Origin of the sequence: Paenibacillus jamilae, from assembly GCF_050482105.1 — a bacterium.
Classification (GTDB): Bacteria; Bacillota; Bacilli; order Paenibacillales; family Paenibacillaceae; genus Paenibacillus; species Paenibacillus jamilae_B.
On sequence record NZ_JBCNHI010000015.1, the window covers coordinates 309,975 to 332,020 of the forward strand.

A 22,046-nucleotide genomic window follows, 5' to 3' on the forward strand; every position below is an offset into this window, starting at 1 on the left:
CAAACCCTTAAGTATGAAAGGTGGCGGCTACACATGGGCTTTCAAACTGAATTTAACTCGGTGTGCAAATTCAAGAGTGAACAAGAACTTTATGAACTGCTGGAATATGGCCGTGGCAAAATGGTTAAATCCGGCCTGCGTGTTTTTCCGACAGGACAGAAGGTCATCGCTTACAGCGTGGATAACGTGGCAGTAGCCATTGTTCAGATTGTGGGCTGTATCGCCGAAATCAATTTCCAAGGTGACGAAGTGACCGAGGTAGAAATGACTCTTATTCGTAAGCTGAACGAAGAGGAATCGAGAATTCAGACCGCATTGGCGGATGAAATGTTTTTTGGAGCACAGCAGCAGTCCTAGCTGTTGGTTTCTTACACTTTGGGCAATACACCGAATCAGCAGGTGCTTTTCCGGGTATGATCAGTAGAAAAGGGATTTAGGTCACAGAATAAAAGTGGCTTTGCCATCTACTGCGAATTGCTGAAAGGAAGGACATCTATGATCGTAAGGTTCGGTTATGTTGCCATGTCGGTCACCGTGCAAAATGCTTCCCCTTCTAAAACCATGACCATGGCCAGCTTTAACAAGATCGGAGACCGAGAAGCCGCGATTCGCAAGCTAGAGCGGATTGCAGCCGAAAATCTTCATAATACATTAAGGCTGCTGCGCCACAATCGTGCGAATGATATTCAGGTCTATCGTTTCTCATCCAAGCTGATACCACTCGCGACCCATCAGGATCTGCGGGACTGGGACCCGTTTCAGGCACTTGCCGCTGATTTTGCAGAGGTGGGAGACTATGTCAAGGCGAATAAGATGAGGGTATCGTTTCACCCCGATCATTTTACAGTGTTGAGCACTCCCCGCCCTGAAGTGTTGCAGAGCTCCATTCATGATCTGAAGTACCACGTGGCGATGCTGGAGGCCATGGGACTTGGTGCCGAAGCCAAGAACAACATTCATATTGGTGGTGCGTACGGAGATAAGGTGACCTCAGGTCAGCGTTTTGTAGAGCAAGTGAATGCCTTGGATTTTTCATTAAGAGAACGGTTAACATTGGAAAATGATGATAAAACGTTCAATGCGGTGGAAACATTGGAAGCTTGCAAATTAACGGGCTTGCCAATGGTCCTCGATATTCATCATCAATGGGTCAATAACGAGGGAGAGAAGCCGTGGGAGCTATGGCCGGATATACTGAATACCTGGAAAGGGGGATTCGCCCAAGCCGGATCTTCTACCAATCATCCATTACCACCCAAAATCCATGCGTCCAGTCCCAAAAGTGAAAAAGACCCCCGCGGTCATGCAGACGGCGTTTTGGTGGAGCCATTGCTGACCTTTCTGCGCAATATTGCTGGATATACCGATCGGATTGATGTCATGCTTGAAGCCAAACTTAAGGATGAAGCGTTGTTTGGATTAATGAATGAACTGCGTCTTCAGGAAGGTAACGGGGTCAAAGTGTTGGATGGAGCTTCCATAGAAATTACGCCTTAAAATGCAGTATTTCGCGGATAAATCTTCCATATGGAGAAACTTTATGAACCTTATTGTGTATACTAGAATGTGTAAACTAGCAAACTTGTACTGAAACAGAGATGGTTAAGAGAATGTCTGTAGGGCAGGCTCGTAAACCACGTAACAATGATATAGAAAGTAGAGTGAACACGTTGAACGAACATGAAAACGAAAAGGTTCCCTATATCGTATCAGGAAAAAGCTATACGGCCGTAGCTATTAATGCGGCATCCAAAGCCGGGGAATGGATTAAGAGCAGACTGGGAACAGTGGAACAATTGAATACCAAGCAGTCGTCGACCGATCTAGTGACCGAGGTAGACAAAGGTGCAGAACAGATGATTCGCAGACTCATTCTCACCCATTTTCCCGATCATGCCATTTTGGGTGAAGAAGGCGTAGAGCCGGGAGCTGAAGCTTCTGCCCGTGCATTAGAAGCTGCCCGTGAAGAGGAATATTTATGGATTATTGATCCGGTAGACGGCACTACCAATTTCGTGCACAGTCTGCCGTACTACAGTGTGTCTATTGCCTTGGCCCATCGTGGTGAAGTGATTGTCGGGGTAATTTATGATCCGTCCCGTGATGAAATGTTTGTAGCGGAAAAGGGTAAAGGCGCATACGTCCATGGTAATCGTATGCAAGCATCGAGAGAAGAGACACTGGGAGATAGTTTGGTGTGCATCGGCTTCCCGCCGGATCGTACGTATGCACAACCGTTGAATATGAAAATTACGCAGGTACTTACACCACAGGTACGCGGCATTCGGGCACTCGGCTCGGCAGCCTTGCATCTGGCTTATGTGGCGTCGGGACGTCTATCCGCTTACTGTGAAATCGGTTTGAATGCCTGGGATGTGGCCGCGGGCGCTTTGCTGGTACAGGAATCAGGAGGCACCATTACGGACACATTGGGCCGCCCTTATGACCTGGGTGTACGGCATATTGTAGCTACGAATACAGCAATTCATTCTCAACTTATTCAAGTGCTGAAAGAAGCAGACGCAACCGGGTTATAATACTACGTAGACCATCATCCTGAAGGAGGAAATCGCGATGAGCCAGTCCGAAGAATTGGAACGCCAGCTCAGTGAACTGCTGACGGAAGGCGAAATGCGTGAGAATGAGGCCAAGAAACGGGAACGACTTAGCCCCAAATATGAGGTGCGGGTTCAGACGCAAATGGACCCTATTGTCGAGGAGACGCGTAAATACCGGAATATGGCACGTGAGCTTGATGACCGATATGATGAATATATGAGCAAGGCGGACAAATCGAAAGCAAACGATTAACGCTAAGCAAACCCAAATACCTCTTGCCGAATGACCAAGGCATGGGGTATTTTGTATAATATATAGAGTTTTCTCCATTTTGAGCTGGACGGGCAGGACGTGCGAAGGAGGCGACGTGTACTGATCACCTATTTTAAGAGCGCTTACAAAAATGCTGGGATCCATCATAAGATGGTACTGCTAATTACGGTGCTCATGCTGGTTAACTTTGCGGTTGTTGCAGTCATACTTAAATACGTATTTCATATTTATGATAATCAAATGTACAAAAAGACATCTGAAGTACTCAATATTTCTTCAATAGGCATTGAAAATGAGCTTAAGGATGTTGAAAAAGTTACTTTCAAGGTGATCACGGACGAGCAGCTACAGCGTTATTTGCTACAACTGGAAAAGGAGACCTCACCTTATGTCAAAATGGTACTGCGTAAAAAAATAACGAATAGGCTTATTGCCTTTGCCGGCTCTGAAACCTACGTCTATTCTATGATGGTGATCGACAAAGAGGGACAGGTCATGAGTGCAGGCAACCGCGAAGGTATCCCCCAAGAGCTTCGATCCACCCTGTCGGAGTTGGCAGACGAATATGACGGCTCCCATGCATGGTATGCGGCAGGTCACTCCTCCTTGCTGGCTGCGCGGCAATTCAAATCCTTTACGGATTCCAATTTTACGCTGAATGGGCTCGGAACGCTTGCGATTCGTGTGCGGATTGACCGGATTGTAGCGGATCGAGTGCAGACTTCCGGCCGTGACGGACAGTTGATGATTACAGACGGAAGACGGATGATTTATCCCGAAACACCGCTTTTGAGTGAGAGCGATATTCAGGCAGAGCTTGGGCGGAAGCAGCCTTACGGGATTGCAACCTATACAGGCGGGACCTTTTTTGCCGCTCAAATCAAATCCTCATATACGGGTTGGACGTATTTACATATGACTCCCTTTGATGATATGTTCCGCAGCATCACGATAATCAAAGAAATTGTAAGCGCAATTTTTGTCATTATGCTACTTATTGCATTGGCGCTGGGCGCGAGGCTGTCGGGCAGCATTACTCAACCGATCGTTCAGTTAATCCAGAACATGCGTAAAATAGAAAAAGGAGACCTCGACCGTCTGGAAGAGGAAGCGCTTGGGGCGGTCCCCCTTTCCACACAGGATGAGGTGGGTCTCTTGCATCGGACGTATAAGAAGATGATCCGCCGTATCCGCGAGCTTATTAATGAGAATGTTGCCAAGCAGCTATTGCTGCGGGAAACAGAGTTAAAGGCGCTTCAGGCACAGATTAATCCACATTTTCTATACAATACGTTAGAATCTGTGAACTGGCTCGCCAAGGCCAATAAGCAGGACCGGATTTCAGAGATGGTGGAAGCACTTGCTTTTCTACTACGCAGCACGGTCAGTTTTGAAGAGCAGCTGATTCCGCTTCAAAAAGAGCTGGATATCGTAAGGAGCTACGTAACGATCCAAAAAACACGTTTTGATGAGCGCCTCGATTTCCACCTCGATGTTCCAGAAGAGCTGATGGATGCACAAATTCCGAAGCTAACGCTTCAGCCCTTGGTGGAGAATGCGATCCATTATGCGCTGGAGCCGCGTATTGAACCGTGTCGGATCACGATTGTGGCCAGAGAAAGCGAGGGAGCGCTGTTCCTGCGGGTTGAAGATGACGGACCTGGAATGACCCCGGATTTCTTGGAAAAGCTACGCAGCGGACAGATCACAACCCGTGGGCGGGGCATTGGACTTGCGAATATTCAGGAACGGATTAACCTGACATTTGGTACACCTTGGGGGATAGAACTGCATAGCGAGTCAGGAACAGGAACGTCAATTCATGTCTGTATTCCATATGTGAAAGGGGATCAGGGTCGTGTACAAGGTGCTACTGGTTGATGATGAGCGTATGATTTTGGAAGGCATATCACAGGTGGTTGATTGGGGCAAGGCCGGAACACAGCTGGTAGGTACGGCACGTAATGGCATCGAGGCGTATGATCAGATCCAGGCGAGCCCGCCTGATTTTGTGATTAGCGATATTTCCATGCCAGGACTGGACGGTATCGGACTCGTTGCCAAAACGACGGAGCATTTTCCAGACGTTCGTTTTATTCTGTTGTCTGGCTACAAAGATTTTGACTATGCCTGTCGGGCCATGCAATACGGGGTGAAGCACTACTTGTTGAAGCCCTGCAATGAGCGGCAAATTCATGAGGCTCTGACTGAGCTGGGACAGGAACGGGAGGAACAGGAAGAACGCAAGCAGTTTGTGAACCGGATGAAGCTTGATTTTCAGCGTATGCTGCCGCATGTGAAGGAGCATTTTTTGAAGGAGTTTATTTCCTATAAAACTTACGGCAGCCGTGATATCGCTTTTTATGAGCGTTTGTTCGGTCTGGAATTGCAAGATAAGCAGGTTCGAATGCTGTTGCTGCGGGTAGAGGAGTCCCACGAGCCGGAGCATTTGTTTGCTTTGCAAAATATAGCAGGCGATTTAATGGATCATGTCTTGCTCAGTACGACGATGCAAGGGCAACTGCTGATTGTGCTGGAAAGTGCGGATGACACGTCTCGATTTATGAAACAGATTGAAGCGGTACGCATGACATTTTACCGTTTTTATAAGCTGGAGGTGACCGTCGCCGTTAGCGAGTCGGATAGCATGCAGCATTCGCGGGGGATGTACCGGGAGACATTGCATTGTATGAATCACCGCTTTTACACCGGGGAGGGCAGCCTCATTACGAAGGAAGATTTGGCGGCTGATGACACCCGGGAGATGGCAGATTTGGAACTGGACGAAGAGAAGTTTGGTCTGCTGATCAAGGCTGGAAATAGGGAGGAAGTTGCGCAAGAAGTGGATCGGCTGTTCGGCATCCTGTCCCGTATGAAGCTGGAAATTTCCGTAACCCGTTCCTATGTGCTACAGCTCTATGCGGCCATGATCCGTATATGTCCTGAAGAAGAGCGTGCGGCGTTTACGAGCCGAATGGTTGTGCTGGCAGAGCAAAAAACATTGGCATGCCTCAAATCTTTTGTACAGGAAGCCGCCGAACGAATGACCGCAATTTATTATAAAAGCAATGTATATCGCCAATCTTCCACGGTGGATAAAATGATCACTATTATTGAGCAAAACTATAGAAAATCCGATCTTTCGCTGAACGGAGTGGCGGGTCAAATGCTCTATATGAATTCCGACTACTTAGGGAAAATTTTCAAAAAAGTGACGGGTGAAAACTTTTCACACTATGTTAACCGTTACCGGATCGAACGCGCGGCTGAGCATATTCGGGAGACGGGAGACGTAAAGGTGTTTGAGCTGGCGGAATGGTTCGGCTTTGGCGGGAACGCGCAATATTTTAGCCAGGTGTTCAAAAAATGGGCAGGTATGACACCTTCCGAGTACATTAAATCACACGAACGGGGATGAGTAGCTGAGTCCCTCTGTTTTTTAAACCTTTGAAATCTGATTTGTGTATTCCAATGTTTCTCTGCTTTTGGGAAAATAACAACAGGAGCAAATGTAAACGCTACCAAACGAGCGTAAGTACATTGTTACTTGTCATAAGGCTCCTTTCTAGAACAGCGAAAAGGGGAGAGATAGGTGGGCAAAAAAGGATGGTTTCTGGTCATAGCGATGCTGCTCGTATTGACGACGGCATGTAGTGGAGCGGGCGGCGGAGGCAATTCGGGCACAAGCGCAGACGGAAAAGTAAAGTTGCGGATCGCTTGGTGGGGATCGGATACGCGCCACGAATATACGCAGAAGGTTATCGATTTGTATAAGCAAAAAAATCCGAATGTAACGATTGATGTGGAATACGCCTCTTTCGATGACTACTGGAAGAAGCTCGCACCGCAAGCGGCGGCCAATCAATTGCCGGATATCGTACAGATGGACATTTCGTATATTAGCCAATATGCGAAGAACGGCCAGCTGGAAGATATGGCACCTTACTTGAATCAGAAAATCCAAGTCGCTGATGTAAACGAAAATGTACTCAAAACCGGGATCATTGCTGGAAAGCAATATGGTATCCCAACAGGTGTCAACGTGCTGGGTTTCCAGTATGATCCGGCATTGCTCAAAAAAGCGGGCATAGACAAAATTCCTGATGACTGGACATGGGATCAATACAAAGAGCTGGCTTTGAAGGCAGCCTCCAATAAAGTTTACTTTGATAGCTCCATGGCTGCGGATATTTTCTTCCACTACTATTTGCGGACACATGGAAAATCTCTCTACAATACGGAAGGAACAGGGTTGGGGTATGACGACGATAAGCTGTTCGTTGATTTCTTTGGTGGTTTAGCTGAGCTGATTAAGAAGGGGGCGACACCGTCTCCTGAAGTCATGAACCAAACCAAGGGAATTCTTGAGGAATCGGATATCGTAAAAGGAACAGGCATTGGCATTTGGCAGTGGTCTAATCAGTATGTGGGCTTACAACAGGTCGTTAATCGTCCAATGGCGCTTGCTCCGATGTTTGGACCGAATATGGAAAAAGGCGTGTATATGCAGCCTACCATGTATTGGGCGGTGGCTTCCCGTTCACAAGTGAAGGATGAGGCCGCAAAATTTATTGATTTCTGGATGAACGATGTAGAAGCGAATAAATTGATTAAAGGCGAACGTGGTGTACCGATTTCTGCCAAAATCAAGGAAGCTGTAGCACCGGAGTTGAGCGACGCAACGAAGCAAGTGTTTGAATTTGTGGCGTCTATGGAGCCAAAAGCTTCTCCAATGAGCCCGCCGCCACCGGTTGGATCGCCGGAAGTGATTGCCACTCTGACCGACTATATTGAGCAAGTCAATTTCGGACAGATGACGCCTGAAGACGCAGCGGTCAAATTCCGGGCTGACGCAAATACCATCCTTGCGAATAACAAGCAGTAATAATGCAGGGTTGAAGGATCAATTCGTTAGGTTAACCGTGCGTAGTGCCAAGCATGACTTGCGCACGGTAGATCTGACGAACCCATCGCAAAAGCAACCTCTGTAGATGTCACAATATAATTCTTATAACAACGATTTTGTAATATTTATGAATTGACAAATTTTTTAAATGCAACAGAAGGGAGGCTTGATGAGCTTGCGAAATCATCAGAGCTTGAAAGCCAATATGACTGGATATGCGTTCATCAGCCCGTTTATTGTGGGCTTTCTGGCGTTTACGTTAATTCCAATGTTTATTTCGCTGTATCTGTCCTTTACCAGCTACAATCTGTTCACCCCGCCCAAATGGATTGGTCTGGGTAACTTCGAAAAAATGTTCACAGGCGACCCAAAATACTGGAATTCGATCAGGGTCACATTTACGTATGTATTGGTCGGTGTACCGTTGCGACTGATTTTCGCGTTGTTTGTGGCGATGATTTTGAATACCAAGTCACGCATGGTAGGTACTTATCGGACGATGTACTATCTGCCTTCTATTATCGGGGGTAGCGTTGCAGTGTCCATCATGTGGCGCAATATTTTCAGTAATGAGGGCATTGTTAACAGCTTGCTTTCAGCCTTGGGGGCAACACCGGTAAAATGGTTTGGTGATCCGAATGCCTCGCTAATGATGCTGATCACCTTGTCTGTATGGCAATTTGGTTCATCCATGCTTATTTTTCTGGCAGGGCTGAAAAACATTCCGCATGAGATGTACGAGGCGTCCAGTGTAGATGGTGCTACGCCAGTACGAAAATTTTTCAGTATTACGTTGCCACTGCTGAGTCCGATCATTTTATTTAACTTGATCATGCAGACAATCAGTGCTTTTATGACCTTCGTCCCTGCCTATGTTATCTCCAAGGGTGAGGGTGGTCCAATGGATGGAACGATGCTGCATTCACTGTATCTGTTCCGGCAGGCGTTTATGTTCAGCAATATGGGATATGCAGCGGCTATGGCATGGGTCATGCTCATTATGATTGCCATACTCACAGCGATTTTATTTATGACATCCAAATTCTGGGTATTTTATGAAACGGAAAAGGGGCGCTGATACCAATGGCATGGAAAACGTTCAAATGGCCAATTTATCACATTCTGGTTGCTGCACTGGCGCTCCTAATGCTGTATCCCGTGTTTTGGATGCTGTTCAGCTCATTTAAAGAAAGTCGGACGATTTTCGTCACGGCCTCCTCGCTTTTCCCTACAGAATGGATTTGGCAAAACTATGTAACAGGCTGGAAAGGCACAACTGGTTATAACTTCGGCACATATATTCTGAATTCGCTCACGATCGTAGTGATTTCCACGATTGGCGCCGTGCTTTCCTCCTCATTGATCGCATTTGGCTTCGCACGCTTGAAATTCAAAGGGCGTAACTTGTGGTTTGCGCTGATGATGGTGACGCTGATGCTGCCGGGAGATGTGGTACTGGTGCCGCAATATATTATTTTCACCAAGCTTGGATGGATCAATACGATCCTACCGTTGGTGGTGCCATCCTTTTTTGGGATGCCGTTCTTCATCTTTCTGATGGTGCAGTTTATACGGACGATACCGGTTGAGCTGGATGAAGCGGCGACAATTGACGGATGCGGCAAGTTCCGTTTATATTTTCGGATTATTTTACCCTTGCTCAAATCCTCGCTGGCTACAGCGGCCATCTTCTCTTTCTATTGGAAGTGGGAGGATCTGTTAGGGCCGGTACTGTATCTGAATTCGCCAGAGAAATATACCGTATCGATTGCACTCAAAATGTTCCTCGACAGCGAGTCAGCCTCCAACTGGGGAGGAATGTTCGCGATGTCTATCTTAAGTTTGCTGCCTGTTATCGCCGTATTCTTCGCTTTCCAAAAGCAAATCGTAGAAGGAATGAGCACCAGTGGTCTGAAGGGCTAAGACCCCAAATGCATAGCGTGAGGAAACAAAGCGTGCGCATAAAAAGGGGATGCACCTGAATATGCATACGATTGATGGTGAGGATTTAAGGGTGAAGGCCGAGGAGTGAGTAAAATGTGGAAGTTTGACTTTGGTCCGGGGGAGCCTGTGGAGGGCTACAAGGCCGTGTCCCCGGATTGCATATATACGGCTGAACAGGGCTATGGCTTCGAGACTACGGAGCATGTGTATGGGCGGCAAAGGCAGAATCCAGCCAAGGATGCACGTACACGGCTGCGCAGCAGCTTTTGTATTCCACTGAACGCTTCGTTTGTTGCAGATGTACCGGACGGAATAGCTTTGGTCACTGTACTGCTTGGCGATCCACTAGCGGAAACGCTCACGCGCCTTCAGGCTGGCGAAGGCAAGCATATGCTACCTCCCGTCCACACGTTGCCAGGCCAGTTTACGGAGGCGATGTTTACGGTGCCTGTGCGGGATGGCAAACTGCGCCTCACCCTATCTGGCACCGCACCGCGACTTAATGCGCTGGAAATTGTGCCAGCACTGCAGAGTCTCCGGCTATTTCTAGCCGGAGATTCCACGGTTACGGACCAAGGGCTGTCCGGCTTTCCGTATACAGGCTGGGGCCAGGCTTTGCCGGCCCTGTTCAAGCATGATGTCTGCGTGGATAACCATGCCGTATCGGGGCGAAGCTCCAAGAGCTTCGTGGACGAGGGACGGCTGGACGCTATTTTGGAAGAAATGAAGACAGGAGACTTCCTGTTCATTCAGTTCGGCCATAATGATCAGAAGCCCGATCCGGAGCGGGCCACGGAGCCTTTTACGACCTACAAGGAACATCTGCGCCTGTATATCGACGGAGCGAGAAGCAAGGGCGGAACTCCGGTGCTGATTACGCCTGTACATCGTCGCTATTTTAACGAGGACGGTACGTTGTCTGACACACATGGCGACTATATAACGGCGGTTCGCGAGCTGGCCGAAGAAGCGAACGTGCCGCTCATTGATTTGTCTGCCCGTACGCAGGAGTTATATGAAGAGCTGGGCCCCGAAGAGAGCAAGGAGCTTTTTATGTGGCTGCTGCCCGGGGAATACATGAACTTTTCCGGCGGCCTGGAGGACAATACGCATTTTCATGAGAACGGTGCGATCAGGATTGCAAATATGGTGACGAGGGCTGTGCAGGAACTGAATTTGCAACCGCTGCGCACGTACTTACGCTGACGGGTGACCTTTTTTGGAGCAGATGGCAAGGAGGGCAATTAATGTGAAGCTTACCAAAGGAGGAGACGTGGAAATGCCCGCATTGAGTTTTGATGAGGAACAGATTAAACAGGTGATCGACCGGGTAGTGGAACGCACATTTCAAATGCATTATAGCTGGGATTGGCCGGGTGGAGTAGCCTTTTATGGAGTCTGTGAAGCGTATGAAGCGACAAGCAATGAAAAATATTTGACCCGGCTGAAGGAATGGGTTGATGAAAATATCGAGGATGGACTTCCGCCTTTGTCGGTAAACGGCGTTTCTGTCGGGCATTGTTTGTTGACGCTGCATCAGGCTACAGGGGAACAAAAATACCTGGATATCGCCATCGAGATGGCAGAATTTTTGGTCAAAAAAGCCGAGCGGTTTGCCGACGGCATTTTCCAACATACCGTGAATTCACTCCATGACGTATTTCCGCAGCAAGCATGGGTGGATACCATGTTTATGGCCGGCTTTTATTTGCTGCGGATCGGTCATTTGCTGGGCAACAAGACATATTGGGAGGACGGAATCCGGCAATATCATGGACATGAGGAATTTTTGCAGGACCCGGATACAAATTTGTATTATCACGGCTGGGATCACGCAAACCAAAGCCGCATGTCGGGCATATACTGGGCGCGCGGCAATTCATGGGCAGCCCTCACGATGGCCAAGGCGCTAAAATGTGTGGAGGTGCAGCATCCATCCTATATGATCATCGACGGCTCGCTGCGTGACCAACTCAATGCATTGGTGCGGCTGCAATCCCCGGAAGGACTATGGCATACAGTGCTGAACGATGATACCTCTTATCTGGAAACCTCCGGCTCGGCAGGAATAGCGACTGCTTTGCTTATGCAGGGCCGACTGTTTAACAAATACACGCAAAAGGCGATCGACGCCATTCTTTCTCGTATTAAGGAGGACGGTACAGTGACTGGCGTATCCGCTGGAACTGCTGTAATGAACGATATGGACGGCTATCGAAACGTTCCATACAAACGCATTCAGGGCTGGGGCCAGGGATTGGCGCTTGCTTTTCTGGCTGAGCTGCTGCGTACCAAGGAGAATCCGTACGGGTAAAAAAGTCTTTAGAGGTGTGAATGTATTCATAGATGAAAGGAGGTCAATGGCATGGGAGATACTGAACGATCTCAGGAAAAGGCGGCTAATCAACCGCAAGGCAACCTGTTCTGGGTCATCCCCGACGGATATATTCCACCGGAAAGCCGGGGGGAGCTGCTCAGTCATGAGAGTATATGCGTGCTGAACTGTGGAACACGTGCGGCAAATCTGAGTATAGACATCTATTTTGAAGACCGCGAGCCGTTGGAGGGATTGATTGAGGTGGTGGAAGGAAAACGAACCCGTCATATCCGAACAGCCTCGCTGGAAAAGTCCGGCGAACGGATTCCGGTAGGTATTCCTTACGCAATTACGGTCACTAGCGATGTGCCTATCATTGTACAATATAGCAGACTGGACACGACACAGCCGGAGCTGGCGCTAATGAGTGTCATGGCATACCCAGTCTAGTCCACGAAAACGATGAAGTTAAAAAAGAAATCTCCAGGCTGGAATGGTCCAGCTTAGAGATTTCTTTTTTTGAACACAGATTAATGTCTGTTATTATTCTGTTCTTTGTGATATCTCAGAAGCTGTTTTAATAGGCGCGAAGCTTTTTCGTCCTCCGAAATTGGTGCCCACCACACCGATAATGATCACCACAGCCCCAATAATGTGATAGTAGGCCAGCTGTTCCTTCAAAATGTAGGCACCGGCAATCATGGAGATAAGGGTGGATAAATTACCGATCACACTCATTTTGGAGGCTTCGATCCACTTCAAGGCAAAGCTTGATAACAGCGAGGTGACGAGGGTAGACAGTATGCCCAGATAAGCCAGTGCTAGCCAGTAATCTGGCTTTACCAGCGGTGCAGTATAGGCGCTCATAGAACCGTCTATGGCATGATACCCCAAGGCCGCCAGGTTAAAAACGACACATCCCAAAATGGAGGTAACGTAGGTCAATTCCATCGGGCTGTACTTTTGTGTCAATGGACGAGCCAGCACATTATAGCCAGATAGGCATATAGCAGAGAGCACGAGCAGAACAATACCGCCAAAGCTATTGGAAGCTAGCGGTGCTCCGCTCTTCATCACAAATATAAAAACCACACCAAAGACAGAGAGCAGTAAGGATATCTTTTGAAGCGCTGTTGTGCGCTCTTTAAGAAAATAGGAGGCTAACAGAAGTGTAAAGATAGGAACGGTAGCTTGAATAATTCCACCCTCCGATGAAGAAGTACTCATCAGCCCGAACGCTTGTAAAGGGAAAAACAGTAACGGTGAAAGCAGCGCCAATGGCAAGATGCGCAGCATATCGCGCCACTTGATATTGATTTTAATCCAACCAAACAGCACTGGAATGGTCAAAGCGATCAATGACAACACAAAGCGGTGGGCGATCACATCCAGTGGGCTTGCCTCCGTCACCGTCAATTTTACAAATAAAAATGAAAAGCCAAGTATAGCTGCATAGCTGAGAGCTGCCAGATAGGCGACCCCATTTGTGGAACGATTGTGCATAATAAACCTCCGTAATCATGATCTTAACTTGTGGTTCTCTCAATATAACCGGATGGCATAACCATATACAATTTATAAATTTCACAACTGTACGGGTACAGTTGTGAAATGAAAAAAGAGCCGGAACGCAGTCTTGAGGTCAAAACCCCGTCCCTAAGACTACTTCCAGCTCTCATCCTATTCATATATTATCGCTTACTGCTCTGCTTATTTTCCTTGTGACATCGCACGTAACGAATCGTCCGCTGCTTCCAGTGTGGCATCCACATCTTCGTCCGTATGTGCTGTTGTGAGGAACCAGGCTTCGAACTTGGACGGAGCCAGATGGATGCCGCGATCCAGCATGTGGCGGAAGAAGGATGCGAACGCTTCGCTATCTGTATCCTGCGCCTGCGCGTAATTCGTGATCGGATGATCGCAGAAATGCGTCGAGAACGCTCCGCGAATACGGTTGATCGTCAATGGCACGCCGTAGCGATCAGCAGAAGACTGAATACCGTCCGTCAGTCTCACAGCCAGACGTTCCATCTCTTCATACACGCCTTCCCCTTGAAGAACTTCAAGGCAGGCGATGCCTGACGAGATCGAAGCCGGGTTGCCTGCCATTGTACCTGCCTGATAGGCCGGGCCGAGTGGGGCCACCTGCTCCATGATCTGTTTGCTGCCACCGTAGGCACCAATCGGCAGACCGCCGCCCATGATTTTGCCCAGCGCGGTCAAATCCGGCTGAATCGCATCATGGTTGTCCAGGCCTGCATACGTTTGGGCTGAGCCGTAGTGGAAGCGGAAGGCGGTAATGACCTCGTCATAAATGACGAGGGAGCCGTTCGCCCGCGCCAGCGAGCACAGCCCTTCCAGATAGCCAGGCTGCGGCATGACCATGCCGAAATTACCGACAATCGGCTCGACCATGACTGCCGCCACATCGTCGCTCCAGTGCTCCAATGCTTGGCGCAACGCGTCGAGGTCATTGAATGGCACGGTAATGACTTCGCTTGCAATATTGGTTGTAATCCCTGCGCTGTCAGGTATGCCCAGTGTGGAAGGACCCGAGCCTGCGGCTACAAGGACCAGATCCGAGTGACCGTGATAGCAGCCGGCGAATTTGATGATCTTGTTCCGTCCCGTATAGGCGCGGGCCACGCGAATCGTCGTCATGACCGCCTCTGTGCCGGAATTCACAAACCGGACTTTATCCAATGAAGGAATGGCTTCCTTCAGCATCTTGGCCAGCTTGATTTCCAAGGCCGTCGAGGTTCCATACAATACGCCATTCGCAGCCGCTTCGCTGATGGCCTTCGTAATATGGGGGTGAGCATGTCCAGTAATAATAGGGCCGTAGGCCGCCAAATAGTCAATATACTGATTATCATCCGCATCCCAGAAATGAGCGCCTTGGGCGCGTTTCATGAATACTGGAGCGCCGCCGCCTACAGCTTTAAAGGAGCGCGAAGGGCTGTTAACGCCCCCGACAATATGCTCCAGGGCTTCTTTATATAGTGCTTCGGAGTTTTCCCGTTTCATCCTCAAAACTTCCTTTCCGTTCTTTAAGATAGGGTATACACACGCCAAAGGGCAGCGTTCACGGCTGCCCCTGCATACATTATTATAGCTCTTTTTGTCCTGTCTTTGTTGTTGATTGTGTCGAAGCATCCTCAGTACTGGTTTTATTGCCTCCTGTGAAGGAAGGTTTATCTGTCTTGGAAGACGATGCACTATCCGGCTGCTTCGTTCCGTTCTGATCCTTATTTTGTTCCTGTGTCTGTACGGGAGGATTATTAAATATATCCTGCACATACGATTTCAGTTCTTCGGGATCGCGGACCGTAAGCACTTCCGCGCCGCCCACATTTTCTTCGCCAAGCAGCTTCATCGGTGGAACCTGCTCGCTGCCCGCAAAGCTGCTTTGGTATCCTACATTCGCAAGCTTCCACATATCGTTAACACTGAGATTCGTATCAATATACGGATTTACCTGCTCTAAAATGTTTGGCAGGTTAGCAATGGAAGTCGTGGTCTGCATTTTCTGGGCTACAGCCTCCAAAAATGCCCGTTGCCGTCCAGAACGGGAGAAGTCGGACATGGCATCATGGCGGAACCGCACATATTGAAGCGCCGTCTTGCCGTCCAGATGCTGCATACCCTTTTTCAAATCAATATCATATTCGTGCTTATCCGCATTACTTGTATAATGCATATCCTTTTCCACTTCAAAATCAATGCCGCCTACAGCGTCCACCAGTTTAATAAAGCCTTGGAAATCTGTATATACATAATATTGCACCGGGATGCCAAGCAGGTCGCTGGCCGTCTTCATGGCCGTGTTGGGTCCATGAGTAATGGCAGTATTGATTCGATTTTTTCCGTAGCTAGGAATATCCACGTACGTATCACGCAAAATAGAGAACAAGTGGATTTTTTTCTTCACAGGGTCCAGTGATACAACCATCATGCTATCCGATCGGGGGACTTCCCCTTTCTGGATGCCACGGCCATCGACACCCATTAGCAGTATGTTGACCATATCGGTACCTTCCCACTTAGGCGGTTCTGGTGTACGAACCTGATCGACCTGTTTTACATTTTTGAAGGGGGAATTGGCACCCTCTTTATGCAGATTATCCAGCTGATTATAAATGGATGTAAAGTAGTACACGGCAAAGCCGACAATCGCGACGATTACCACGGCTAGAACCGACCATATCGTCCTTTTGGTTCTGCTTGTCATGGATGCTCTCCCTTTCGCTTTTCAGTTCATTACATTATAATTTCTTTTTGGAGCACAATCAATTTAACTATGGATTTTACAAATCCTGATTGAGAGGTATAGCATGCTAGCAATTGATGTGCAGGATCTGCGCAAAACATTTAAGGTTCAAAAAAACCGCGAGGGCTTAAAAGGTGCCTTCCTTGATTTATTCGCCCGCGAATACAACGAGGTGGCTGCGGTCAAAGATATATCCTTCCGTATTCCGCAGGGGGAAATATGCGGTTATATTGGTGAGAACGGGGCCGGAAAGTCCACTACGATTAAGATGTTGACAGGTATTCTGGTGCCAACATCGGGACATCTCAAGGTGGGGGGCTATGTCCCTTATGAGGATCGCGAGAAATTTGTAGGTAACATTGGCGTTGTTTTCGGTCAGCGCAGCCAGCTGTGGTGGGACATCGGTGTGATCGAGTCTTTTCAACTGCTGCGCAAAGTATATCAGGTTCCGGCTATGGACTTCAAACGCAGGCTGGATGAGCTGGTGGAGAGGCTGCAGCTACAGGATTTGCTGAGCCGCCCGGTACGTAAGCTTAGCCTTGGACAACGGATGCGTTGTGAGCTGGTAGCTGCTTTGCTGCACAATCCGTCCATTGTTTTTTTGGACGAGCCGACCATTGGGCTTGATATTATGGTGAAGTCCGAAATTCGCGAGTTTTTGAAGGACATGAACCGGGAACACGGGACAACTATTTTGCTGACAACCCATGATTTGCAGGATATTGAAGCGCTGTGCTCGCGCGTCATTATGCTGGATGATGGGAATATCATTTATGATGGTGGACTGGATGATCTCAAGGATCGTTGGGGTACAGGGCGAGAAGTACGGTTTCAATTTGGTACGACGACACAGCTGGAGCAATTGCAGGCATGGACAGCCGATATGCCGCTGACGTGGACCATGGATAACGATTTGGCTGCCAAGGTGTGGATTCCTCTTCATATTAATGTATCGGATGTGCTGGCTAGTGTAGTTGGTCGTACGGACATTACGGATATCAAAATCATTGAAACTAATACGGATGATATCGTCCGCAGTATCTATCAGTCTGGCTCGGCAGAACGCCAGGGCAATCCGATAGTGGAGGCCAAAGTTCATGCTTAGCGTATACACCGATTTTATTCGTATTCGATTTCTCACCATGCTTGCTTATCGTGTGAACTATTATTCAGGCATACTTATTTATTCTATGAATATCGGCGTGTATTATTTCACGTACAAAGCGATATATGGCGATGCGGGTAGTATTGGAGGCTTTACTGCTGCTCAGATGACGACCTATGTAGCCGTATCGTGGATGGCAAGAGCCTTTTACTTTAATAATCTGGATCGCGAAATATCGACAGATATTCGTGATGGAAGCATTGCTATTCAGATGATCCGACCTTATAACTATGTACTTGTTAAGTTTATGCAGGGACTCGGTGAGGGGATGTTTCGCTTCCTCTTGTTTATGATTCCGGGCATGGCGATTGCGATGCTGCTGTTCCCCGTGAAGCTTCCCAGTGACCCGGTAGCCTGGATTGGTTTTCTGGTCATGCTGTTTTTCAGCTTTCTGATCAACACTCAGATTAATATTATTACGGGCTTGACGGCCTTTTTTATTGAAAATAATGAGGGCATGATGCGTATGAAGCGCGTAGTCGTAGACCTATTCTCAGGGTTGATTTTGCCAATCAGTTTGTTTCCGGGCTGGCTGGCGACAATCTCCCAATGGATGCCTTTTCAGGCAATTACTTATTTGCCGGGCTCCGTATTTACGGGACGTGTAAAAGGCGTGGGCATCTGGAATGTGCTGGGTATCCAAATCATTTGGCTGGTCGTTCTGCTCGTGCCGATGATCATCATTTGGCGGCTGGCGCGCAGACGTCTGTTCGTGCAGGGAGGGTAAGCCGATGATGTACTATTTGGGTCTCATTAGCGAATATTTGAAAAATTACATGAAATCACGGCTCACCTATCGTGCTGATTTCTGGGTAGAAGTCATTTCGGATCTGTTGTTCCAGGCCACAAATCTTATTTTTATTTTGGTTATTTTTATGCATACGAACAGTCTGGGTGGCTGGAGTGAAAGCGAAGTTGTGTTCGTTTATGGATTCTTTATGGTTCCTTACGGACTATTCAGTTGTTTCGTTAATCTTTGGAACTTTAGCGAGCGCTATATTGTAAAAGGTGAACTTGACCGGGTAATGACCCGTCCCGCATATAATCTGTTCCAGATTTTCCTTGAAAATGTGGACCCGCCCGCACTGGTTGGCTCAGTGATCGGTCTGATTATTATGGGGATCAGCGGGGCACAGATGGATTTGGCTATGGAGTGGTGGTTCATACCTGCGCTGATCGTTTTGAGTTTAAGTGCCGTGGCCATTTATACAGGCATATACACTATATTGACTTCTCTTTCATTTTTTTCGGATGCGCCTACGGGTATTATTCCGCTCATGTACAATATTCAGGGCTATGGACGTTATCCGGTAACGATCTATAACCGTGCCATTCAGGTTGTATTGACCTGGATACTGCCTTTTGCTTTTGTTGGCGTATATCCGGCCTCACTGTTCCTTCAACGAGAGGACATGCGTCATATGGCGCTCTTAACTCCTGTGATGGGGATTGTCTTTCTGACATTGGGCTTACTGGCTTGGAACTGGGGGATTCGGCGTTACCGGGGTGCTGGCTCATAGGGCGAATGATATAAGAACCCCTACAAGATAGGAGATGATAAAATGTCCACGACAGCGACCGTTATTGGACAAGCGGCACCAGACTTTGAATTGCTTGGCAGTGAGGGAAAGAGCGTCAAGCTATCGGATTATCGAGGCAGCAGGGTATTGTTGTATTTTTATCCCAAGGACTTGACCTCTAGCTGCTCGACCCAGGCTTGCGATTTTCGGGATAAACATGCGGAGTTTGAAGGGTTGAACACCGTAATTCTGGGGGTAAGCCCCGATCCACTTAAGCAGCATGACAAATTTATTGCCAAGTACGGTCTACCTTTTCAGCTGTTATCTGATGAAGAGCATCAGGTGGCTGAAACCTATGGTGTATGGCAGCAAAAACAAATGTACGGCAAGCAGTACATGGGCATTGTTCGCTCTACGTTCCTTATTGACGAGAATGGCATTTTAGTTCATGAATGGCGTGGTTTAAGAGTAAAAGGGCATATTGATGCTGCGCTGGCATTCATTCAGGACATGGCGTAAGAAAAAAACCTTTTGGAATCCGGGTGTGCTTTCTAAGCATCGGTTTCAAAAGGTTTTTTGCTAATTTTTAGATGTGTTTTGCCGATGTTTCCACTTTTGCCGGCAGAGGTAAACAGTCCACAAAAGCAGCGGAATGATCAAACCGTTCGTATAATTCCAGGCAGCCATTGGATAAACAAGAGTTCTTATATAATAAAACACATTAGGCGTTACCAAAACGGTCATTCCATACACAAGCGCCCCGGCAGGTATGACGAAAGGACGAACATTAGAAATTCGGAACAGCTGGGTTATACCAAAAGTAAAGGCATAAAAGAAAATGACTCCCTTAAAATAAGCGGCTAGTGCCCAGATCAAGGAAACCAGCGATTCAACACGTGTAATATAATTCAGCTCATTAATTTTGGTTGTAAGTGCAGAGGAAATGTATTGACTGTAGTTGGTTACGAAGGGTCCAATGACAAGCAGGGAGAGCAGCAGAAAGAGGCTAACGATCACTCCGCCTGTAAGCGATGCAAGCAGCATATCCCTTTTAAAATGGGCCTTTTTGTTGACGAAAGGAAATACCATGAGCATGACGGACATTGTGGCAAAGGGCATTGCCGCGCCTGGAACCATCCCTTTAGCAACAGGAGATAACCCGTTTTCCAAAAAAGGACGTAGATTAGAAAGATGAACTTGTGGGAGCAGCGCCAAGATCAGACCGCAAAAAATGAATACATACACAGGCAGCAAAATTTCGCTAACCCGACTAAAGGCTTCAATTCCCGCTAACACAGCAAGCACCAATAATGACACTTCCAGTGCCAGTAGAACGCGCAAAGGGGTAGCCTCAAATATCGTTGTAGTCAGAAAATCTCCTACTTCTCTCGCATTAAGGGCGGTACCGATGAAAAAATAAAACAGATACCAGCAAGAAACGATAGATCCGAATACAGGTCCTAAAATTTTGCGGATGGCTTCTATAAGTGTAAGGCCCGGGTAGAGCTCGTGAACGCGAAGAAGCACGTAAATAATAATTAAGCCCAGCGGGATGGATAGAATAGAGCTGATCCAGGCATCCTGGTGAGCGATATGTGTAATAACAGTTGGATAAATTAACAGCATATCCCCGATTAAACTCAGAAACATCAGGACAGTCACTTGCCGAATGCTAATACGTGCTTTTTTTAACATGTGGCTGTCTCCTTTCTAAAAACCAAATACATGTGACACAAATGCATTAACAGGATTATAGATGATTTCAATCAAAATTAGCGGACTTGGCGTAACCTCTAATTTGGCAGCAAGAATACTGAGCCATGTGCCTAATCCAAGCATAATGATGTACACGAACATATCCTTAAAGCGATGCTTTCGGTACAAGCCTGGCAAATCCTTGACTGCAATGGCTAGACCGATACAGGTAATGACAATGGTAATCAGCATGTCGATGCTCCTTCCTTTAATGGGTGAGGCTCAACCAGATCCCAAGGTATGTTTGCTTTTCGATCTCAATTTGTACACGACAAGCAGCAGCAAAGGGAGGACAACGGAATCCGTCAAATCCCAATAAATCCAGGCGTGAATGATCGTGTTCAGATAATAGGTAATATTGGGTGCCGACACGATGATCAGACCAAACAGAATCATGAAGCTAGGGCCAAGAAAGGTCCGGACATTGTCTAATCGCAGAAGCTGAGTCATTCCTAAGGTAAAGGCATAGAAGTGTAGGATGGTTTTAACAAAAGTAGTGATAATCCAGGCTGTACTCATCATGGATTCAATTCTTTGTAAGAAATTCCCTATGTCGATTTTTTTAGATAGCGTATAAGAGGTGTACACACTATTTTCGGTTATAAAAGGGCCTAGAACCAGAAGAGAAACCAGGAGCAGTACACTTAACAGAACGCTGGCAGCAAGCCCGGATAATAAAACGGATTTTTTTAGACCCGGTTGCTTGCGCACATAAGGAAAAATCATGAGTAAAAAAGCTAATTCTCCGAATGGATAGGACAATGCAAAAATGCTACCTTCCATAATCTTAGGAATACCCTGCTCCATCACTGGCTTAAGCTGCTGACTGTCACATTGGGGAAGCAAGCATAGGATTAAAAACAATGTAAAGGCCAAACATAAAGGAAACATGATTTGAGCTGTACGCGCAATAGGCTCTAGGCCCATATACATGCCCCACATAAGCACAAGAACTAAGAGTAAATTGATAACGGGAAGAGGCGTCATCACATAGGTCTGGTTGTTCATAAAATCTCCGACTTCTCTTAAATAAATCGCTGAATTCATTAATAAATGGAACAGATACCAGATGGAGATGAGAGCGCCAAGCCACGGACCTAAAATTCGCTGGCTGAGTTGAACAAAGGTGAGATCAGGATATAGCTGATGTACCCGCAGGAGTAGCAGTAGCACAGCCAGTCCTGCAGGGATGCTTAGGAATGAACTGATCCAAGCATCCTGCTTGGATATGCCCGTAATGAGGGAGGGATATACCAGAACGCAGTCTCCGAAAATGCTCAAAAATACGAGCACGGCTATATTTGTGATGCCGATACGTCCTTTCTCCTCCACCAAGC

Annotated in this window: 22 protein-coding genes; 16 read left to right on the plus strand and 6 right to left on the minus strand. The window is 47.5% G+C overall.

What is annotated here, in order from left to right:
* Window positions 1-33 precede the first annotated feature (33 nt).
* The 12 genes from ABEW32_RS13635 (at window position 34) to ABEW32_RS13690 (ending at window position 12,449) form a co-directional block, all read left to right on the plus strand.
* Window positions 34-357, plus strand: coding sequence for a hypothetical protein (locus ABEW32_RS13635; protein ID WP_016819326.1), 324 nt, complete (start codon window positions 34-36; stop codon window positions 355-357).
* 138 nt (window positions 358-495) lie between these two features.
* Window positions 496-1,497 carry a UV DNA damage repair endonuclease UvsE gene (gene uvsE / locus ABEW32_RS13640; RefSeq protein ID WP_430188442.1) on the plus strand — a complete coding sequence of 334 codons (1,002 nt, stop codon included), beginning with the start codon at window positions 496-498 and terminating at the stop codon, window positions 1,495-1,497.
* Between the two features lie 173 nt (window positions 1,498-1,670).
* The gene (locus tag ABEW32_RS13645; RefSeq protein WP_430188501.1) at window positions 1,671-2,537 is read left to right on the plus strand and encodes an inositol monophosphatase family protein; all 867 of its coding nucleotides are present in this window, start codon (window positions 1,671-1,673) and stop codon (window positions 2,535-2,537) included.
* A gap of 37 nt (window positions 2,538-2,574) precedes the next feature.
* The gene (locus ABEW32_RS13650; RefSeq protein ID WP_430188444.1) at window positions 2,575-2,811 is read left to right on the plus strand and encodes a hypothetical protein; all 237 of its coding nucleotides are present in this window, start codon (window positions 2,575-2,577) and stop codon (window positions 2,809-2,811) included.
* A gap of 171 nt (window positions 2,812-2,982) precedes the next feature.
* Complete coding sequence (locus tag ABEW32_RS13655; RefSeq protein WP_430188446.1) at window positions 2,983-4,713, plus strand: sensor histidine kinase; 1,731 nt, start codon at window positions 2,983-2,985, stop codon at window positions 4,711-4,713.
* Entirely contained in the window at window positions 4,691-6,250 is a 1,560-nt protein-coding gene (locus ABEW32_RS13660; RefSeq protein WP_430188447.1) for a response regulator transcription factor, read from the plus strand. Before ABEW32_RS13655 ends, ABEW32_RS13660 begins: the two co-directional genes overlap by 23 nt.
* 174 nt (window positions 6,251-6,424) lie before the next feature.
* On the plus strand, window positions 6,425-7,717 hold the full coding sequence (locus ABEW32_RS13665) for an ABC transporter substrate-binding protein (RefSeq protein ID WP_430188448.1): 1,293 nt from the start codon (window positions 6,425-6,427) through the stop codon (window positions 7,715-7,717).
* 190 nt (window positions 7,718-7,907) lie between these two features.
* Complete coding sequence (locus ABEW32_RS13670) at window positions 7,908-8,816, plus strand: carbohydrate ABC transporter permease (RefSeq protein WP_013369434.1); 909 nt, start codon at window positions 7,908-7,910, stop codon at window positions 8,814-8,816.
* Between the two features lie 5 nt (window positions 8,817-8,821).
* Complete coding sequence (locus ABEW32_RS13675; RefSeq protein ID WP_430188450.1) at window positions 8,822-9,661, plus strand: carbohydrate ABC transporter permease; 840 nt, start codon at window positions 8,822-8,824, stop codon at window positions 9,659-9,661.
* A gap of 114 nt (window positions 9,662-9,775) precedes the next feature.
* Window positions 9,776-10,888: a rhamnogalacturonan acetylesterase gene (locus ABEW32_RS13680; protein ID WP_430188452.1), complete on the plus strand. Its 1,113-nt coding sequence runs from the start codon at window positions 9,776-9,778 to the stop codon at window positions 10,886-10,888.
* A 73-nt stretch (window positions 10,889-10,961) separates the two neighbouring features.
* Window positions 10,962-11,996: a glycoside hydrolase family 88/105 protein gene (locus ABEW32_RS13685; protein ID WP_430188502.1), complete on the plus strand. Its 1,035-nt coding sequence runs from the start codon at window positions 10,962-10,964 to the stop codon at window positions 11,994-11,996.
* A 51-nt stretch (window positions 11,997-12,047) separates the two neighbouring features.
* Window positions 12,048-12,449: a sensory rhodopsin transducer gene (locus ABEW32_RS13690; protein ID WP_430188454.1), complete on the plus strand. Its 402-nt coding sequence runs from the start codon at window positions 12,048-12,050 to the stop codon at window positions 12,447-12,449.
* A 93-nt stretch (window positions 12,450-12,542) separates the two neighbouring features.
* Here the strand turns inward: ABEW32_RS13690 and ABEW32_RS13695 are convergent, their stop codons facing one another.
* The 3 genes from ABEW32_RS13695 to ABEW32_RS13705 all read right to left on the minus strand — a co-directional run bounded on the left by ABEW32_RS13695 (window position 12,543) and on the right by ABEW32_RS13705 (window position 16,230).
* Window positions 12,543-13,502 carry a DMT family transporter gene (locus ABEW32_RS13695; RefSeq protein ID WP_430188456.1) on the minus strand — a complete coding sequence of 320 codons (960 nt, stop codon included), beginning with the start codon at window positions 13,500-13,502 and terminating at the stop codon, window positions 12,543-12,545.
* Window positions 13,503-13,709: 207 nt separating this feature from the next.
* The gene (locus tag ABEW32_RS13700; RefSeq protein WP_430188457.1) at window positions 13,710-15,026 is read right to left on the minus strand and encodes a glutamate-1-semialdehyde 2,1-aminomutase; all 1,317 of its coding nucleotides are present in this window, start codon (window positions 15,024-15,026) and stop codon (window positions 13,710-13,712) included.
* An 82-nt stretch (window positions 15,027-15,108) separates the two neighbouring features.
* On the minus strand, window positions 15,109-16,230 hold the full coding sequence (locus ABEW32_RS13705; protein WP_430188459.1) for an LCP family protein: 1,122 nt from the start codon (window positions 16,228-16,230) through the stop codon (window positions 15,109-15,111).
* Between the two features lie 103 nt (window positions 16,231-16,333).
* On the opposite strand from ABEW32_RS13705, the gene ABEW32_RS13710 reads away from it, so the two are divergent.
* Genes ABEW32_RS13710 through bcp form a run of 4 tightly spaced genes read left to right on the plus strand, consistent with a single transcriptional unit; the run spans window position 16,334 to window position 19,473 of the window.
* Window positions 16,334-17,374 (plus strand): ABC transporter ATP-binding protein, encoded by a 1,041-nt coding sequence (locus ABEW32_RS13710; protein WP_430188461.1) that lies wholly within the window; start codon window positions 16,334-16,336, stop codon window positions 17,372-17,374.
* On the plus strand, window positions 17,367-18,161 hold the full coding sequence (locus ABEW32_RS13715; protein WP_016819311.1) for an ABC transporter permease: 795 nt from the start codon (window positions 17,367-17,369) through the stop codon (window positions 18,159-18,161). Before ABEW32_RS13710 ends, ABEW32_RS13715 begins: the two co-directional genes overlap by 8 nt.
* 4 nt (window positions 18,162-18,165) lie before the next feature.
* Window positions 18,166-18,954 carry an ABC transporter permease gene (locus ABEW32_RS13720; RefSeq protein WP_430188463.1) on the plus strand — a complete coding sequence of 263 codons (789 nt, stop codon included), beginning with the start codon at window positions 18,166-18,168 and terminating at the stop codon, window positions 18,952-18,954.
* 42 nt (window positions 18,955-18,996) lie between these two features.
* The gene (gene bcp, locus ABEW32_RS13725; RefSeq protein ID WP_430188464.1) at window positions 18,997-19,473 is read left to right on the plus strand and encodes a thioredoxin-dependent thiol peroxidase; all 477 of its coding nucleotides are present in this window, start codon (window positions 18,997-18,999) and stop codon (window positions 19,471-19,473) included.
* 60 nt (window positions 19,474-19,533) lie between these two features.
* Here the strand turns inward: bcp and ABEW32_RS13730 are convergent, their stop codons facing one another.
* Genes ABEW32_RS13730 through ABEW32_RS13740 form a run of 3 tightly spaced genes read right to left on the minus strand, consistent with a single transcriptional unit; the run spans window position 19,534 to window position 22,041 of the window.
* On the minus strand, window positions 19,534-20,649 hold the full coding sequence (locus tag ABEW32_RS13730; protein WP_430188466.1) for a GerAB/ArcD/ProY family transporter: 1,116 nt from the start codon (window positions 20,647-20,649) through the stop codon (window positions 19,534-19,536).
* 15 nt (window positions 20,650-20,664) lie between these two features.
* Entirely contained in the window at window positions 20,665-20,901 is a 237-nt protein-coding gene (locus ABEW32_RS13735; protein ID WP_430188467.1) for a hypothetical protein, read from the minus strand.
* Window positions 20,902-20,931: 30 nt separating this feature from the next.
* Window positions 20,932-22,041, minus strand: a complete 1,110-nt coding sequence (locus ABEW32_RS13740; RefSeq protein WP_430188469.1) for a GerAB/ArcD/ProY family transporter — start codon at window positions 22,039-22,041, stop codon at window positions 20,932-20,934.
* Window positions 22,042-22,046: the final 5 nt, after the last annotated feature.